The 17773-nt window shown below is 47.0% G+C and carries 14 protein-coding genes; 1 reads left to right on the top strand and 13 read right to left on the bottom strand.

Translation table 11 applies throughout. The annotated features are described in order from the left end of the window. Positions 1-80 precede the first annotated feature (80 nt). The 9 genes from MHH25_RS05540 to MHH25_RS05500 all read right to left on the bottom strand — a co-directional run bounded on the left by MHH25_RS05540 (position 81) and on the right by MHH25_RS05500 (position 8229). Positions 81-422 (bottom strand): DUF4190 domain-containing protein, encoded by a 342-nt coding sequence (locus tag MHH25_RS05540; protein ID WP_339189475.1) that lies wholly within the window; start codon positions 420-422, stop codon positions 81-83. Between the two features lie 575 nt (positions 423-997). Then, positions 998-1753 (bottom strand): amino acid ABC transporter ATP-binding protein, encoded by a 756-nt coding sequence (locus MHH25_RS05535; RefSeq protein WP_340019409.1) that lies wholly within the window; start codon positions 1751-1753, stop codon positions 998-1000. A 33-nt stretch (positions 1754-1786) separates the two neighbouring features. Beyond that, on the bottom strand, positions 1787-2446 hold the full coding sequence (locus MHH25_RS05530; RefSeq protein ID WP_340019408.1) for an amino acid ABC transporter permease: 660 nt from the start codon (positions 2444-2446) through the stop codon (positions 1787-1789). 112 nt (positions 2447-2558) lie between these two features. Continuing rightward, positions 2559-3329 (bottom strand): amino acid ABC transporter substrate-binding protein, encoded by a 771-nt coding sequence (locus MHH25_RS05525; RefSeq protein ID WP_145320967.1) that lies wholly within the window; start codon positions 3327-3329, stop codon positions 2559-2561. A gap of 132 nt (positions 3330-3461) precedes the next feature. Continuing rightward, on the bottom strand, positions 3462-4019 hold the full coding sequence (locus MHH25_RS05520) for a DUF4825 domain-containing protein (protein ID WP_340019407.1): 558 nt from the start codon (positions 4017-4019) through the stop codon (positions 3462-3464). Next, positions 4016-4711 carry a permease prefix domain 1-containing protein gene (locus tag MHH25_RS05515; protein WP_340019406.1) on the bottom strand — a complete coding sequence of 232 codons (696 nt, stop codon included), beginning with the start codon at positions 4709-4711 and terminating at the stop codon, positions 4016-4018. Before MHH25_RS05515 ends, MHH25_RS05520 begins: the two co-directional genes overlap by 4 nt. After that, positions 4708-5067: a PadR family transcriptional regulator gene (locus MHH25_RS05510; RefSeq protein WP_076253369.1), complete on the bottom strand. Its 360-nt coding sequence runs from the start codon at positions 5065-5067 to the stop codon at positions 4708-4710. The genes MHH25_RS05515 and MHH25_RS05510 overlap by 4 nt, the downstream gene beginning before the upstream one ends. A 452-nt stretch (positions 5068-5519) precedes the next feature. Further along, the gene (locus MHH25_RS05505) at positions 5520-7025 is read right to left on the bottom strand and encodes an alpha-glucosidase/alpha-galactosidase (RefSeq protein WP_340019405.1); all 1506 of its coding nucleotides are present in this window, start codon (positions 7023-7025) and stop codon (positions 5520-5522) included. A gap of 190 nt (positions 7026-7215) precedes the next feature. Further along, positions 7216-8229, bottom strand: coding sequence for an AraC family transcriptional regulator (locus tag MHH25_RS05500; RefSeq protein WP_340019404.1), 1014 nt, complete (start codon positions 8227-8229; stop codon positions 7216-7218). Between the two features lie 181 nt (positions 8230-8410). Here MHH25_RS05500 and MHH25_RS05495 point away from each other — a divergent pair, with 181 nt between their 5' ends. Continuing rightward, positions 8411-9043 (top strand): histidine phosphatase family protein, encoded by a 633-nt coding sequence (locus tag MHH25_RS05495; protein ID WP_340019403.1) that lies wholly within the window; start codon positions 8411-8413, stop codon positions 9041-9043. 197 nt (positions 9044-9240) lie between these two features. Here the strand turns inward: MHH25_RS05495 and MHH25_RS05490 are convergent, their stop codons facing one another. The 4 genes from MHH25_RS05490 to MHH25_RS05475 form a co-directional block, all read right to left on the bottom strand. Continuing rightward, the gene (locus tag MHH25_RS05490; protein ID WP_340020448.1) at positions 9241-11577 is read right to left on the bottom strand and encodes a rhamnogalacturonan lyase; all 2337 of its coding nucleotides are present in this window, start codon (positions 11575-11577) and stop codon (positions 9241-9243) included. 692 nt (positions 11578-12269) lie between these two features. Further along, positions 12270-14714 (bottom strand): glycoside hydrolase family 6 protein, encoded by a 2445-nt coding sequence (locus MHH25_RS05485; protein WP_340019402.1) that lies wholly within the window; start codon positions 14712-14714, stop codon positions 12270-12272. 570 nt (positions 14715-15284) lie between these two features. Next, positions 15285-16361 (bottom strand): efflux RND transporter periplasmic adaptor subunit, encoded by a 1077-nt coding sequence (locus tag MHH25_RS05480; RefSeq protein WP_340019400.1) that lies wholly within the window; start codon positions 16359-16361, stop codon positions 15285-15287. 28 nt (positions 16362-16389) lie between these two features. Next, positions 16390-17760 carry an ABC transporter permease gene (locus MHH25_RS05475; protein ID WP_340019398.1) on the bottom strand — a complete coding sequence of 457 codons (1371 nt, stop codon included), beginning with the start codon at positions 17758-17760 and terminating at the stop codon, positions 16390-16392. Positions 17761-17773 lie beyond the last annotated feature (13 nt).

The raw sequence follows: 17773 nt of genomic DNA, 5'->3' as shown, positions 1-17773 counted from the left end.
GGACAACAAGAGGTGTGAGTTAAAGTACGCCTTTGCTTTTTTAGTTTGAGATACAATCTAAGTTTGCTAACTTCATATTTCTAGTATGTAGAGTAAATTTCAGAACTTGAGATAGCGAAACTAAACAATAGCACGAGCAAAATAAGTAATACATACATCGCTGTACCGATGATTCCACAAACAAGTCCAGCAATGGCCAATCCTCTGCCTTGCTCCATGCGAACTCTGATCTCTTTGAAGGCTAAAGATGCAAATATAATCGCGACGATTCCGATTAAAATTCCCACGTAAGGAATCGTGACGGACAGAATCCCCAAAACTAGTGATACAATCGATTTGCTATTGGTTTTTGGTATTACATAAGGTGGTGGTGGAAGTGTGTCGTTATAATAACGATCCACATCATTTTCGCGATGTTCCAAGGTAAATCCTCCCTGTTTATTAAGTATGTTCATTATAATCGATTATTAGGAAAAATAATATCCACATTATGTTAATTATGAATTGATATTAGATTTATTTTATTCCCATCATCCCTGGACATATACCTACATCCATAAGCTTATAGATTGTACTTCAAGGATATGAATTTAAGAACCGTTTATCCGTGTGATGATATAAATCATGAATACTTCTAACATATAGATATTATTATAGTCGTAATACTTTTCTGAATATCTTTGGGGGATCACTACGATGAGAATCGATAAAGTCATGAATATACTTATGATTTTGATGCTTGTACTTATTGCTTTTTATCAAAATAATGTAGCTGTTTTATGTTTTAGCATTTTTTTGTTTGGAATCATGAGTTATACGACATTTAGAATTCGAACCCCTTGGAATGTAGCAACTTATATCTTGTTGACCCTGGTATTGATTATCTGGAACATATACCTTTGGACATAAGCTATTATTTTAAAAAGCAAAAAGAACGCAATCCCTTATTACTCATAGGATTGCGTCCTTTTGACATTTCTTAGATTTGGAATGCCTTCTATCCTTCCACTTTCACCCGCTGTAAAAACGTCCGGGTACGTGCAAGCTTCGGATTGCCGAAGATCTGTTCTGGTGGACCTGCCTCTGCAATTTCCCCGTTATCCATGAAAAATACACGATCTGCAACGTCACGGGCGAAGCCCATCTCATGCGTAACAATCATCATCGTCATATTTTCCTGTGCAAGTTGTTTGATTACGCGTAGTACCTCCCCGGTCAGCTCCGGATCAAGTGCCGACGTCGGCTCATCGAACAGGAGGATATCCGGTTGCATCATCAGTGCCCGGGCAATAGCTACACGCTGTTTCTGTCCACCGGACAGATTACCAGGGTAGACATCGGCCTTGTCCGACAGCCCTACTTTGCCGAGTAATTCCAGACTGCGGTACCGAATGACGCTTGAGCTTTCTTTTTTCAAAGTTTTCGGTGCAAGTTCCAGATTATCTTGTACGGTCAGATGCGGGAACAAGTTGAAATGCTGGAATACCATACCCATACGATCCGTCATCTTGCGAATATCTGCGGCACCCGCGTAACGGCCATTATCAACCAACGTCTGATCCTGAATGCGAATTGTTCCGCCCGAAATATCCTCCAGATGAATCAGGCTGCGCAGCATCGTACTTTTCCCCGAACCCGAAGGCCCGATCACGGCAATCACTTCGCCTGGTTCCACGTTGAAGGATACCTGTTTCAGTACATCAAGTGCACCGAATGATTTTCTCAACTGATTTACTTCTATTATATGTGTCATATGCAGACAGTCCTTTGATTGATCAGATTTAATTTATTCAAATGAAAACCGCTTCTCCAGTGCCTTGAACAGCAGCGTGAGTACAAGTGTCATGAGCAGATACATAATCGCCGCCACGAAGAAAGGAATTAACTGCAAGTCCCGATTCACTGCCGCTTGGGCGTAATACAACAGCTCAGGTACAGCCACGGCGTAGAGCAGTGCCGTATCCTTGATGAGCGTAATGGACTCATTGGCCGTTGCGGGCAATACTACACGAATCATCTGAGGAATAATGACTTTAGTCATCGTTTGCCACTTTGTTAACCCCAGTACCTTCGCTGCCTCATGTTGTCCCTTATCAATGGAAAGCAGTCCGCCCCTGAAGATTTCAGCGAAGTACGCCGCATAGTTCAGGATGAACGCAATCCCCGCTGCAACAAAACGATCAAACACCAGATACTCTCCAATCACCGGAAGCAACGGTAAACCGAAGCAGAAGAATAGAATTTGGAGCAGTAGCGGTGTTCCTCTCATCACATATACATAGGTATGGGCAATCCACGCCAGTGGTTTAATTTGGCTTCTCATCGCAAGCGTGACCGCAAATCCAAGCGGTACAGATAACACGATCGCTAGCAAGAACATGAAAACGGTGGTCTGCGCACCCTCTAGCATCGGTTTTAAAATGGTCGATAGATAATCCCAACTCATTGTTTTGTCTCCTCTAATCTGTTAACCCCGCATTCCTCTGGGGCATGAATCGCTCCAGCATGGAATACGGGGTCCGTTTTGTTTCTAACTATATATCAGGTGTATAACCTGCCTATTTCAGAACCTTATCTTCACCCAACCATTGGGTGGAGATTTTAGCTGCTGTTCCATCTGCACTCAGCTCATCCAGTGCTTTTTGCAGCTGATTCAGAAGCTCTTCGTTGCCTTTTTTGATACCAATGCCATATTGTTCCGGTGCAAGAGATTCATCCAGCAGTTTGAATGTTCCCTCTTCTTTGGACATGTAGTATCTCGCTACCACTTCATCAATGATGACCGCATCCAGACGTTTCGTTTTCAAGTCCGTCAGTGCAAGCACGTTATCCTTGAATTCGGAAGCTTTCACTTTATCCTTCAGGGGACTTGCTGCCAGTGCATCTGCCGCTGAGGACAGCGCCTGCAATCCCACATTTTTGCCATCGAGTTCATCCAGCTTTGTAATTGGTGAGTCTGCCAAGGTAATGGCTACCTGACTATTTTCTAAATACGGCTTCGTGAAGAGCACTTTCTCTTTGCGCTCATCCGTAATGGTGTACCCGTTCCAGATCATGTCGATCCGGCCACTGTTCAGCTCTGATTCTTTGGAAGACCAGTCGATTGGCTGGAATGTGATTTCTTTACCCATTTTCTCCGCTGCAGCTCTTGCGTAATCAATATCAAAACCAACAATTTCATTCTGCTCGTCCCGGAAACCCATTGGAGCAAACTTATCATCAATTCCTACAACAATCGTGTTATCGTCTTTGCTTGCGGAACTGGAACAACCAGCCACAATCAATACACATATACTAATGAATAATAGTAGAATCGCTTTTTTTCTCATCTCTCGAACCCCTCCATGTCTATAACCAAAACCCAAACGCTTTAGTTCGTTACCACGTTATCAGAGATTTATAATAACATAGCATGGGAGAAGAGTCGAGTCTCTTGCCTATTTCCTTCTATTTCATGCAGCTTAATTGTCAACAATCTGTGAAAAAACCTCTTTCACTTGTGCCGGTTCCACCAGCTTCTCGCGTACAGTCGAATTCCATAGCTCCGGGTTCTGAAGCTCCTTTAATTCCGTACCTGTCCATTGTTGGGCAGATTCACGATGTAAGGTATGGCTGGTATTCTCAAACTGGTAGACGATCTGCTCCAGATTATCGATCATAACAAAGTTCGCAACCGCATTATATACAAGTATCCGCTCAAGTGCCTCTGCATCCATCCCACGCGTATCCAAGCTATAATTCACTTGGACCGTGAACGTCTCCGGGTACAGTTGGTAACCATTCAATCTTTCACGTAAAGGTAAAGCCTGATTCAGATGACTAAGGTTTGAATTATCACCCATGTAGGGACTGCGATATTTGGCTAAAGTGGCAAAATCATGTGTCAGCGGATTCTGCTGCTCTTCCTCGTACCGAGCCTGTTTCGCCTCGATCTTCGGATTAACGAAACCTTCAACAATCACTAAGCCACTGATGCCCAACACAACAAGTGTTATAATCCATATGTTTCTAATTCTCATAACGCATCACTCACTTCATACTTACTAACGATCCGATACGCCCGATGCACAACCAAAGGAATAATAACACTCAGTAATGGGATGGCAAAGGCAATGACGATCACAGCAAACTGATAGGGTCCATCCACCTGAATGGGTCGATTAAACCAGATGTTGCTTCCGAATCGCAATGCTGCCTGCGTTCCCCATAGTACGAGTATTAATACCGCCCACAACCACCATATTCTGCGATTCCACTGCACTAAGGCAGGGATTCGAATAACCGTGGTTTTCACGGAAGTTGCAGAATCGTTCGTCTTGTTGATCAACAGATACAATACATACATGCCACCAACAATGAGACTCACGATCATAAGCAGATTGTTTATGGCGGAGCCTTGCATCAGCACTCTCATTGGAATGGTAATGATCCAGGCTATGAGGCTATAAATCAGAGCAGACTGCAACAACGCTGTCCAGTAAGGAACACGTTGTACCCTTCGATGGTCACTCATCACTTCATCCATACCAGCGATATGCTGAATGGCGGTCTGGAACGCCTTCTCTTCACTCATACCCTGCGAGATATAATCGTCAATCCGCGCAGCGAGATTGCTGTGAATCTCTTCTTTTAATTCTCGATTGTCTAATGTATCTTGTGCGTGAGCGAACAAACGATTCACATGACGAGTGATGCGAGCTTCCAATCTCATAGGTCTTCATCTCCTTTTTCTCCAGTGACAATCATGCAATCAATCAGTGCCTTGGCTGCTTGCCAAGCATGAACCTGCTCTCTATAGGCTTTAAGGCCTTGCGTTGTAATTCGGTAATATTTGCGTCGTCCTCCCTGCGTCTCTTCCCCCCAGTAGGACTCCACATATCCACTCTTCTCCAGCCTCTTCAAACTGGAATAAAGCGTAGGTTCCTTCAATTCAAACTGCTCTCCGCTCTTACGATAGATCTCCTTAATAATGCTGTAGCCATAGTTATCTGCGGGTATAAGTACACTCAGAATGATGGGGTCAATATTGCCCCGAATCAGATCACTGTTAATCACTTGCACATCCATCTACGAGTTTCACCGACTTTCTTCCGTCCTGTGTATACTATAAGACACATTACTATGTCTGTAAAGGTAATATGTATCACATGGTAAATATGCATCGCAAGAGTAACACTAGCAACATTCCTCTCTTGCAAATAAAATTCTTTAATACGATAAGAACATTGACCACATTGGTATTTCTTTCAACTTTGCTGATATTATCCGGCTGTAATCCTACTCCAAGTCATGTTGCAAACAAAACTGCCTCACCCTCAACTCTTTGCGAGAAGGTTCATTCCAGTTAGCGCAGGAAAAAGGTACTCATTATTATGGAGCCTTTGCCCGCTGGATTTCCTCTCAAAATTCGCAGGTTTCCTTGGGTGATACCTCTTTTGCCTTTGTTATCCGTGGTTTCGAAAAAAAATAGAAATAAACAGGGCCCCTCCAATTTTGGAGAGGCCCTTACGCATTTTTATCTATTGCTGCACTTTCTCGCGATCTTTCCCTTTATCGGATTCACCCGCGTTTTTGTTCGCAGCATCGCGATCCTGTTTCATTTCTTCCACCGTTTTCACCTTAAGACGTGCTGCACCTTCATATTCCTTTGTTGGAATCAAGTCACCTGCAGCAAGTCTTGCTTCTGCAGCTGCAATCGCATCTCCGTACTGCGGCAACCACTCGGCCTGTGCAACCAGCATCTCGTCGACCATCTGCCAGATTTCTTTTGGATTACATACGGCACCCACGAGCGGGTCCATCATGAACGCCTGACGAAGTAATTTGTCATCTCCGTTCACCGCGGCTTCAACCGCGAGCCGTTGCACGGAGATGCTCACGTTACACACGGCAGCCGGTCCAAGTGGAAGATCCCCTACATGTGGCATAGAGATACCGTTACGGTCCACATATCCCGGTGCTTCTATGATTGCATCATCCGGCAGGTTCGAGATGACTCCATTATTAACGGTATTGAAATGTCCACGATAGACACGTCCCGTTTCCAGTCCCTCGATAATATACGAACCGTGCTCCTCGCCCCGTTTTTCCGGAATGAATTGCATCGGTTCATCCTTCATCCAGTTAGGAAAATCAGTCTCAAACCAGTTGCGCCCCTCGGTACACACCCGCAAATATCCACCCGTCTCTCCGTTGATCCAGTTGCCCAGGTCGATCCATTCGTTAATCTCTTCCGGACGGTTGCGGTACCACGGCACATATTCACTCAGATGACCATTTGATTCCGTGCTGTAGTAACCGAAGCGGCGCAGCATATCGATCCGCACTTTCTCGGTGCGGCTGTACTCGGGATGTTTTTCGAAGGCTTCGAGCAGATCACCTGTAAGATCCTTACCTTCATGAGAAGCCTGGATATACCAGGTCTGATGGTTGATGCCGGCACAGACAATATCCACTTCACTCTTTTTCAATCCAAAAGCTTCCGCAATCTGATGATGACCATGCTGTACACCATGACACAGTCCGATCGTCCGCACACCGCCGTACTTGTTGCAAGCCCATGTCAGCATCGCCATCGGATTGGAATAGTTCAAGAGCAGTACGTCGGGTGCACTCTGTTCACGAATATCTTTACAGATGTCCAACATCTCGGCGATTCCGCGTTGTCCATACATAATGCCGCCTGCACACAGCGTATCGCCGACACATTGATCAACACCATATTTCAGTGGAATATCCACATCCGTTGCAAATGCTTCCAGTCCCCCAACACGAATCGTACACAGTACATACTTCGCATCTTTCAACGCTTCTTTCCGATCCGTTGTTGGCTGAATCTGAATATTCAATCCATTCTCACGGATATCCCGCTGACACAGCTCAGTCACCATGTCCAGATTGTGCTGGTTAATATCGCAGAACGCAATCTCGATGTTGTTAAACTCTGGTACCGTCAGCAAATCCCTTAACAAACCCCGTGTAAATCCGATACTTCCTGCCCCGATAAACGCCACTTTAAACGACATGCCTATGTCCTCCCCTAAATCCGAATCTTTCGCTTCGGTTAATGACCCTCTTCATGAAATCATTGTACCAACCGCAAATAGGGAAGCGTTATCAAAATCATGACCTGTTCAAGATCTTGTTGTCAAAAATCCTAACTTTTACGCGCCAGTCCCACTAATCGATACGTCTTCGAAAATAACTGCAATCGGCTCATTCATCCGACGAGTACTGACTAACATGTCGTTCCATAGAGGAGCGAAATTCGACCGGAGTCATGCCCGTCGTCTTCTTGAATAACATATGAAAATACTGACGACTGCCTACTCCAACATAGTCGGAGATTTCCGAAATAGGAATATTCGTCTGCTGAAGCAGCATCTTGGCCTTCTCCATGCGAAGCATCGACAGGTAGTCGGTAGGTGTGCGCTGCGTGTGCTGACGAAAAATACGATGTAAATAGCCTGGATGCAGATTGACGGCTGCCGCAATATCCTTCATCTGAATGTTGCGATCCATATTGTGATGCATGAATTCAATGGTTCGTTTGACGTACAGTTCCGCCTGATCTGGCGCACTCCGGCTCATTTCTCCACGCAGACGTGCAACACGGACCAGCAACTGGATGAACAATGTACGCACCAGCATGCCCTGTTCTGGAGATGTTAGATTCCGGGCTTCGCGATGATGCAACCTTTCCTCTGGTGGAATGATCTTCATCGGCACAGTTGATCTTCCTTGCTCCAGCAGACCACGCTGATCGAGTTCCAGCACCAGACTTTTCATAATGTGATACACCTCTTCCGGGTCAGGCAGTACCAGATATGGCGAAGCATTAGCCAATAAAACATGTACTTCTTCCTCTTCTTGCGCGAGCTGACGGATGGATAACTGTCCGGGAGGTGAGCTTGAGAATCCAAACTCCACATTGAGCATCCGGCAAGGGACACCATCTTCCACCAGCAAACGGTGCGGGACACCTGCGTCGAGCATAATGAACTGTCCTTTTTTCAAAACAGCCTGCTCCGAGCCCCCATCCGGCATCTGCACATCCACCCGGCACATTCCCGAAATAATATACATGATCTCTGTGGAATCATGATGGTGATAGGACATACGATAGTTGTCCCACTGCTTGTAATAGTACGCGTAGAAACGCGGCCCGCAGTCCTCCGTTCGCAATGCCTCCTGATACAGGCTTCCTGTCCAGTGCTTCGTAATGCTCATATCCATACCTCCATTCCTACAACGATCGATCCTCACTTTTCTCCATTGTAACAATTCTGTCGGCTGGATATAAACTGTCTTCGTTAAAAGCCTCATTGTATTATTTAATTAGATAAATATATAATTAGTTTACTATCTAATCCTTTATGTAAACTGTCTATACTTAAGGAGGTTTTCACTCATGAGTACCACCTTTCAATTGGTGCGACATGGTCTCAAAGAACGACGAATCGGGGATGTCTCCCTCACTGCCCAAGGGGCTTTACAAGCCGAAACCACAGCACTTCATTTTGCCAGAGCTATCTTTCCCGTTACTAAAATCCTGACCAGCCCACTTCAACGGGCCCGAGAAACTGCAAGTATGATTGCCCGCCACACCCATTCCCATATAACCGAAGATCCTCGCCTGCGCGAACGTGCCAATTGGGGCGATTGCCCGAATCAGTCATTCGAAGAATTCATTACGATGTGGGATCGATGTACGTCTGACCCAGATTACATTCCACCCGTGGGAGACTCGGCCAAACAGGCAGGTGAACGTCTGGCTTCCCTCCTAACCGAATTGGCTAATGAAGAGCCAGAGAATAGTAACATTATTGTGGTTGCACATGGTGGACTCATTACTGATTTTCTGGTGCAAACCTTTACCGAGCGCGAGCTTAACGTCTGGCATTCCGATTTTATAGCTATGCAGAACCAATTGATCCCCGAGTGCTCCATCACCACATTGATCCATGATCAAGGTAAATACACCATTGAAGCGTTCGCTTCTACCGAGCATCTAGACTCCAATTATGAAAATGGAGTGACGTAAATTCGAATGGATTGGAACAAGCCAAGCTCTACCCGCAGATCCTTATGTAAAAAAGCTCTGAAACCTCCATGTGCCGAGACACATGGGGATTCCAGAGCTTCCAAGCTTCGATGCCAACGCTTAAAACTGACGACGCTGCGTTACGTTACAGCCTGATCATGAACACATGTTATCTTGCTATTGCTCATCCAGTCTGCTTACTTTCCGCCCTTACCTGGCGTGTAGAACTTAGGTAGCGTTACTTTCGACCAGTCAATATCCGATGCCATGTAGAAGGACGGATAGGACGGCTGATTGTATCCACTGTTCTGTCCGGCAATGCCCACCCGATACATCGCATCATGCATCAGCGTGTACAACTTGCGGTCCGTTTTCTCGGTACTCAGATAGATACGAATCGCGGAACTGTCCGTGGTTCTCACCAGCATCTCTTCCCGCCAATCCCCGAAGATATCAGCTACAAGGGAAGGTGTACCTTTGGTGTGATTGTTGGTCAATGTGCCTGTTGCCGTCAGCAACGTGCCACGATTCCAGTCTTTGATGGTTGGTGTAACATCAATCGCACCATCAACGATCTGTGTCGTCATATCGGCAGACCAACGGATATTCATATTCGTTCCCGGCATCTGATCACTGATTTTCTCACCCTTAGCTGTCCACAAACCTACAGCCCATGTCTCCAGCCCACGGCGAGTCGGATCAACATCCCCCACCATGCCGCGACCGGTATCTTTCCCCGTGTATCCGCCATAGATCACTTCCCCGGTCTTCGCATCACGCAGGGAATAGCCGTATGGCGCCCAAGGACCACCCTCGTGTACCATAAAAATCTCAAGTCCCGGACGATCCGGATCGATATCTGCCACATGAAGTGCGTCCCCATGACCCAGACGGGCAATGGTTCCCGGTGCAGCACTCTCGGCAGGCATCAGGTCTGTGGAGCTGTACAGCACGCTGCCGTCATGATCAATCGTGGCGGAGCCATAGATAATCTCCTGTTTGCCGTCACCATCCACATCCGCCACACTGAAATAGTGCGCTCCCTGAGTTGTAATGGAGCCGTACTGCGGATCTGTGCCATCCACACCATGCGGTCCGTCATTGAATGGGTTCTTCATTGGCGTCCAGCCGCTGTCCACTTTCCATTCCTTTTTCAGTTTCTTGCCGTCCCAATTGTAGGCAACCATCGTTGAACGTGTATAGTATCCGCGTGCAAAGATTGCAGACGGTTTCTTGCCGTCCAGATACGCCACGCCTGCCAGGAAACGGTCCACCCGATTGCCCGGTTCGATCCGTGCCATCGCATAATCGCCCCACATCAGGCCATCATCATGACGCTCAGGTTCATATGGGATGGTCTCCAGCTCTTTGCCCGATTTACCTTCAAATACTGTAACGTACTCGGGTCCATCCACGATAAAACCTTCAAACTTGCGCAGCTCATTGCGGTTACTGCGTTCTACCGCGTACACATCAATGAAGTAGTCGGCCAGACTCTCGGCATCCTGCTGAGATAATGGGTAATTATATTTTTTCTCGATTCCAAAAGCTTCTTCTAATGTCGCAGGCCAGTTCCCCTTCACAACCTCGTCGTGCTTATGCCAGTTTCTGAACATATCCACCATATGATCGTAGTAACCATCCGCACTTAAACGATAATCATCTTCGTTCGAGTACCCTGCCTTGCGATCCTGCTTCGGAAGCGTGATGTACTTCTCGGAGGTTACTTTTCCTTTTTTGTTATATTTGATAATCTTCGTGCCCGGAGCGGTCTTGAACATCATCTCGGCCTTGCCATCTCCGTCAAAATCGTAAACTAGCATCTGTGTATAATGAGCACCTGCACGGATATTGACCCCAAGATCGATCCGGTACAACAACTGACCGTCCAAGGTGTAAGCATCAATGTAGGTTTTACCTGTGTATCCTTTTTGCGATACGTCCTTGGCGTTAGAAGGGTCCCATTTGACGAAAAACTCATATTGACCATCCCCATCCACATCACCCACACTCATGTCATTGGCGGAATACGTATAAGCTTCTCCCACAGGCGTCACACCATCAGCGGGTTTTTGCAGTGGAATGTCCACATACCCGTTCGCCCAAGGTTTGACGGATGCACTGCGTTTGCTCTCCTTCCCCTTCTTGTTCACCGCTGCCACTTCATAACGGGAAGAAGATTTGCCCGCGGCATCTACATAGTTGGTGCTGTCGGTGACGGTAGCGATCTTTTTGCCATCACGATAGACGTTAAAGTCCGTACCTGTCAGCCCTTTGTCGCTATACCCTGTGGCCTCGTCACCAAGCAATCTCCAACTGAGAAAAACACCTTCAGATGTCGATGCAGCCACCAAACCCCGATCCAGATATTCCAGTTGAATCTCTTTCACGTGACTGTCCCCCTTATGTGATTGCAGGCCAGCCTCCGTCGCCCCACTACCGTTCGAAGCTTCTGCTCCGGTAATCCCAGCGGTTCCTCCAATGAGCAAAGCTACGCTGAGTGCCGAAGAGAGCACCTTGGCTGCAAGTGGCATACGTGCCTTCTTGCGACCGGATTGCCGACCTGACACCGATCCCTTATGTACCGGCGCTGTTGTTTCTGAGTTCATCCACCTTCACGCTCCTTGAGACAGAATGGGTAACGCTTGTACACATCGATGATGATTAGACGTTCGATAATTCATAGAGGCCTTCTTCGAAAGAAGGTTTCAACCCGAAATGATTACGCTTACAATATTAAAAAAGAGAAATCAGCTTGCCCGACTACCAGAGTGCGGTCCCCCTTCCATTCTCTTTTCAGTCCGAGCGAGGGAATCCCGCCCATCGGGTTCTATTATAGACATCCTGTCTGCCAGACCCTAGGCAAATATCCGTCCAAAACGATTAATAATCAGTGTTTTTAGGAGTCATTAGGAAATAAGTACTTGCAACTCTGAGGGTTATCCGTTCCGGTTACGAATCGTTCTTATGATCGCTGTTATCCCCGGATTTTCTTCCATCCCCTTTCCAAGGGAAAAATCCGTTGATAAAGGCGAGATGATGCTTACGAAGTAGCTTTCTTACAGAAAGCTTTCAGCTTCGCTTCTTCAGAATCGAATTCTTCCCCTCCACTACGTTTCTCAGTTGATCAAGAACTTCAATCTAGAATGACTCTTGTAATGCATAGCAAAAAACCGCAATCCTCTAACACACAGAGGATCGCGGTTAAGACAGTTACAAATAAAGTTTAAGGCTCCATACCCCATACCAGGTTTCCACCTTGGTGGAGTGTTACCTTATTCCAATCCTGGTAGGATGTTTTCGTTGGATCGAAAGAGTAGTCATTCGTCTCGTCAAAGTTGGACCAGTCTGTTTTGTACATGCGAAGCTGGATGTCTCCAGTCTGTCCACCAGCCTGAATGCTGCCAGCTGCAGATGTGAAGCTCAGCTCCACATACGAGTCTGTGAAGGTCCGCTGGATATTGGCTCCGCCAACTTGAGCGTAATCGATGGCAGAATCCATCGCAGCCGAGCCCTCTTTGGAGAAGTAATACCGGATCTTCAGATCACTCAGATTCACAGCAGTACTCCCCAGATTTTTGATGTTGAAATACGGTTTGATCTGGCTATCTTGAGCATTGGTATCTCCAGCACGATATTGCACGACAAGATCACTCGTTGGTACAACGACACTTTGAGGTGTCGCGGAAGCTACAGCGGAATTGGCACTTTGCCCTGCTGCATTCACTGCACTTACCACATAATGATACGTTGTGCCGTTCGTCAGGGCAGTGTTGGTGTAGGACGTGCCACTCACATTCGCCGCGATCGTTGTGAACGGACCTGTTGCACTCAGCGCGCGTTTCACATCATAACTTGTTGCACCTGTAGAAGCGGTCCACGTTAGGCTCACCTGTGCATTGCCTGCAGTTGCTGTGAGAGCAGTCGGTGCAGCTGGCGCCGTTACACCTGCAACAGGTGTAGCCGTTGCTGTTGCAGAGTTAACACTTTCACCTACTGCATTTGTTGCCGTTACCACATAATAATAGGTTGTACCATTGATCAGACCGGTGTTGCTGTAAGATGTTCCACTTACATTAGCTGCAACTGTTGTGAATGGACCTGATGCACTCAGTGCCCGCTTCACACTATAACTTGTAGCCCCTGTAGAAGCAGTCCACGTCAAGGAGACCTGAGCGTTACCGGCAGAAGCTGTCAATGCTGCTGGTGCTGCCGGAGCTGTTGTTCCGCCCGGAGGATTACCTCCACCGTTACTTGCAGGAAGTACAGGGAATGCGTTTTTCACCAGTGCCACGAATTGATCATGGAACCAGTGACCCGATACCGGAGCATTAGGCAATGCACCTGTTAATACACCATCCCGAGTTGTGAAGGTTGGATCACACATCCGGTCAAAACCTTTGCCTTCGTTATTCGGAATTTCGGAGCTGGAGCCATCGGATTCACCTGGAGGTTTCACCCATACATAAGCATCCAGATGCGCTGGTCCTGGTGCAGCCTTAGGTGCTTCACCAATACCTGCACCACTGGCATTACACCAGTTCCCCCGATGCTCCCGACGATCTACACGTCCAGAATTCACATAATCGTTGATGTTGCTGCCCGTAGCAGATGCTGGACGGTCTACCCCGCCCCACCCATTCCGGCTAGTATCAATCAGGAAACCTGTGCTGCTTGGCCAGCCAGCTTGTACGAAATCGGCATACAGCGCAGCAGTGAAATCTGTTTCGTCAAAATAAGGGTTCCACTCATAAAACTTGGCAGATTTAATCGGTTGTCCACCGATATTGAGATCAGGGTTAGACAGGTTCGGCTCCCCCAGCGGTGTGGTGTTTGCTGTATTTGTAATGAAGCCATCTGCACTGCTCAGACCTGCGGCTGTTCCTTGCACAACACTTGTATACAGCGCGACTGCTGCAGAACGGTTGTTATCCCATCCAAGCCAGCCGGAGTGGCCGATATCCAGATAGTTGTACACATTTGGAATGGCGTGCAGCTTGTCCAATGCATACTTCACACCCGCCTCATAGATACCTGTTGAGCTGGCTTGCCCACAAGCTGGTGTACTCAGGTTGGTCACAAGGTTAGGCAGACTGTCCGGTTCAATGACAGCAATAATGCGAATATCCTGATACTTCGGATCTGCGAAGATATCTGCGAGCACATCAATATAATCCGTTTTATAGGTCTGCAGTGCCGCCTGTGTTAGTGGAAGCTCACCATTCGATGCGAGTGCATGACAATCCCGTCCAGGCAAGTTATAGATAACAAATGAAGCCGTTATAGGCGTACCCGGTTTCTTTTGAGCGAGAACGGCATCAAGATGTTGCTCTACACTTTTGCGACCAGCGTTGTCCGTCCCGCCATAGATTGCAGCAATCCGGTCAACCCATACTGCGGTTGGATACGATTTGACCGTCTCCATCTTGGCCTTCAACGACGCATCGTTGGTCAGTGCAATGGACGTATCCACGAGAGCTGAATAGTCCTCGTTCAGATAAGCGGTTGCCCCTACAAATGGATTATCCACATGTGCTTCAGCCGCCTGAGCCAAGCCTGGAGACAGTCCAGGGAGAATCCCCGCCGCGAGCAGCGTTGCTGCAAGCATTTGTTTTACACCTTTGCGCAGGATCTTCTTACCTCTCGATTTGGTTTTCAATTTAGTCTTCATAGTTCCACCTTTCCTTTAGTTAGATTGGGTTGTACTCATGTCTGATCCTCTGTGTCATTATGATGCTTAGCACGAAGAGAACGTTCGGATGAGTTGGTTGTATCACCTCCAAAAGAAATGGTTGTATCACTGGAATCTTGAGCAAACAAATGGTGTGTGAGGGCGAATCATGTGAATGAGTATAATATGGTGGGTGTGGTTGAACGTGTGTTAGACATGAAGAAGTGTGAAAAATGACTTATGGGATGTCTGAATCCTAAATTGGGTAAGCGCTTTCTTCAAACAGTTAAAAAAAAGGTCTTCGCCTATCCATCTACAAACATGATGTTCGGTGTCACCTCCTTATGTTCTGATTATACGACATGTAAATTTTACTGTAAATTGAATTATATAAATTTAATTATATTTTTTTCCATAATTCAGGCAGGAATCTGGACATCCCTTGCTCCAAAAGACACACGAGGTCCATCGTGGCAATCTGCCACAATGAACCTCGTGTTTTTCAATGCCGAATTAACCGTTCGCCTAGCTAGTCACTACATATAATGTCTTGTTCTTATATTCCTACATCTAAGGCAAAACGACAATATCTCCCGGTTTCAAGCCACTAACTACTTCCGTCTTGTCCCCCGATTCCATTCCAGCCTGGATCGTCAGCGGCTCGGTCTGTCCATTGCCTTTGTCTAACAGTACGTAAGGCTCGGTCTGATCCCGCATGATCGCGAGGCTTGACACTACCGTCACTTTATCCTTCCGCATTGTCTCGATATCGCCTTCCAGACTCACGCCTCCATACATTCTGGCGTCAGGCTTCAGATCAATGACCACGTCAAACTGTGAAGCTTGCTTGAGGTCCGTATCGGTACTCTTGCGTGCGAATTTGGACACCTTACTTACCTTCCCGGTGAATTGCAGGTCTTTCTGCGCTGTCATTCGCACCTTAACCGGCATGCCCACCTTGAGCCTGAACATTTCTTCCTCACCAACAATCGTCATAAATTTCAGTTTGCTGATGTTTGTAATCGACCCGATCAGCTGTCCTTCCGTCACCGCACGTGTCTTGCTATCCTCTTCATTCATCTGAAATATACCGGATGCGGAAGCATACACAACAGACTTACTTATAACTACCTGCTTTTTCTGTATCTCCTTCTCCTTGAGGACCAATGCTTTTTGGTTCAATTCATTCGTCAGGCGTTTACCTTCCCGATCTGCAAATGCCTTCTTGCGCTCCTCTTCCGTCACGCCAAGGGACTCACTCATATTCGTCTGATCCAGGGTAACCTGATTCATCTTGTTTTCCAGCTGAGCTTTCTCCAGATCACTCTGCAACTGTTCTACTTCCGTTTGTAACGTGGAAGTATCGAGGCTAAACAGGATATCGCCTTTGCTCACCTGCTCACCACTTTTCACGTGCCACTGCTTGATGTTAGAAGCATACGGAGCGAAGATATCCGTCTGATCGGTGTATACGGATTTCCCTTTCACCTGTATCGTTTGCGTCATCGTTTCCTGTGTCACATCAAAGGTAATCGGGGGTGGAATCTCTATAGGCGCCTCCGGTTTTGGCTTGTACTTTTCATACAGCCAGTACCCTGCACCTGCCAAAAGTACTACGGTGATGATAATTTTAATCCATTTTTTCATGTGCCCAATTTCCCTTTCGCTAATAAAATTACATTGATTTGATCACAGTTAATGCATTGGTCCGAGATGCGCTGATTGCCGGATATATCCCCGATACAATGCCAACCAGAACAGCAAAAACGATGCCAAGTGGCAGAGCCGACTGCTGAATAACGACGGTCATCGGACCATTCATCTGATCTGCCATCTGACTCGCCAGCAGACTGTTCACCCCGCCGAGGGCAGCAAAGGCGATCCCCACACCAGCCACGCCGCCCATTAATCCAAGCATCGCTGCTTCTGTAATAAACATCTGGCGGATCTGCCACAGATTAGCGCCCAGCACCTTCATCACACCAATCTGTTTACGACGCTGATGCGTGGACATAATCATCGCTACAATAATGGATAATGAGGCCAGCAGCATGATAAAACCACCGATCCCCAATGCCGCTTTTTGGTACATCGCCAATTGACCTGCCATCGCTTCCTCTTGGAACAGATTACTCTGTGTGTTTAACGTCAGCTTTTTAATCTGTTCTTCCACCTGGGATACATAACGTTTGTCCTCAACCTTGACCAGAGCTGAGTTAAGATGCTTGGCCGCACTGCTGTCGGCCTGCTGTAATCCAAGCTCATCCTGCAATGCACGAGCTGTATCGAGCGGCAGATATACTTTTTTATCGTTTTGAGCGCTCATATCATCCATGTTGGAAGGCTTCATCAGTTCTCCAGACACGCGTATAGAACCACTCATTTTGGTTTTACTCGCATTCGCATAATCTTCATATCGAAACTGAATACGCTGCTGCACCAACTGATCCTGCTTCGCAGACATTTCCGTAAACTGCTCCAAAAGCTCATTGTTATATGGATCAGCATTCAACTGCTCGAATAACTTCTGAGTTACTTTCGGGTCCACGAGTCCAAATGCAGCCCCATAACTGGTTACCGCCATACGACCATCCTCTGCCCCACGTCCCTCAGCATACTTGTATCCAAACCCGCCCAGGGTCTCCAGCTGGGTACCAATGACCTCAACATACGTGCTGCGACCATCCGGAAGCACCATTTCCAGCGAATCCAGCTTTAACATGGGAGCCACGGCAACAACATGGGGTAGTCTTTGGATAATCTGAATCTTTTCCAACGTCAATGCTCCCCGTTCAAACTTCGATGTCTGACCATTCCCCTTGCCGTTGCCGGTACGAATGCCCTCATTAGGCGTAATCGTAATTTCATCCATCTTGTAATTGTCGTTCAATGTTTTCTCGCTATAGGTCTGTACGGACTGCCCCACACTAAGTGCAATGATCATGGCGGCAGAACCGATGGACAGCCCCATCATGCACAGCAGTGTGACCATTTTTCTGCGAATGATCTGTCCCCAGGCCATACGTGCTACATCCCGTATTCTCACATTTCCTCTCCTT

Source organism: Paenibacillus sp. FSL H3-0457 (genome assembly GCF_037981725.1).
Classification (GTDB): Bacteria; Bacillota; Bacilli; order Paenibacillales; family Paenibacillaceae; genus Paenibacillus; species Paenibacillus amylolyticus.
The sequence above is the reverse complement of the archived record's forward strand: the minus strand, read 5'-3'. Positions and strand labels throughout refer to the sequence as shown.

Excerpts from the sequence above, each read along its gene's own strand:
- MHH25_RS05535 (WP_340019409.1), bottom strand. The coding sequence starts at position 1,753 with ATGACACATATAATAGAAGTAAATCAGTTGAGAAAATCATTCGGTGCA.
- MHH25_RS05530 (WP_340019408.1), bottom strand. The coding sequence starts at position 2,446 with ATGAGTTGGGATTATCTATCGACCATTTTAAAACCGATGCTAGAGGGT.
- MHH25_RS05525 (WP_145320967.1), bottom strand. The coding sequence starts at position 3,329 with ATGAGAAAAAAAGCGATTCTACTATTATTCATTAGTATATGTGTATTG.
- MHH25_RS05520 (WP_340019407.1), bottom strand. The coding sequence starts at position 4,019 with ATGAGAATTAGAAACATATGGATTATAACACTTGTTGTGTTGGGCATC.
- MHH25_RS05515 (WP_340019406.1), bottom strand. The coding sequence starts at position 4,711 with ATGAGATTGGAAGCTCGCATCACTCGTCATGTGAATCGTTTGTTCGCT.
- MHH25_RS05510 (WP_076253369.1), bottom strand. The coding sequence starts at position 5,067 with ATGGATGTGCAAGTGATTAACAGTGATCTGATTCGGGGCAATATTGAC.
- MHH25_RS05505 (WP_340019405.1), bottom strand. The coding sequence starts at position 7,025 with ATGTCGTTTAAAGTGGCGTTTATCGGGGCAGGAAGTATCGGATTTACA.
- MHH25_RS05500 (WP_340019404.1), bottom strand. The coding sequence starts at position 8,229 with ATGAGCATTACGAAGCACTGGACAGGAAGCCTGTATCAGGAGGCATTG.
- MHH25_RS05495 (WP_340019403.1), top strand. The coding sequence starts at position 8,411 with ATGAGTACCACCTTTCAATTGGTGCGACATGGTCTCAAAGAACGACGA.
- MHH25_RS05490 (WP_340020448.1), bottom strand. The coding sequence starts at position 11,577 with ATGCCACTTGCAGCCAAGGTGCTCTCTTCGGCACTCAGCGTAGCTTTG.
- MHH25_RS05485 (WP_340019402.1), bottom strand. The coding sequence starts at position 14,714 with ATGAAGACTAAATTGAAAACCAAATCGAGAGGTAAGAAGATCCTGCGC.
- MHH25_RS05480 (WP_340019400.1), bottom strand. The coding sequence starts at position 16,361 with ATGAAAAAATGGATTAAAATTATCATCACCGTAGTACTTTTGGCAGGT.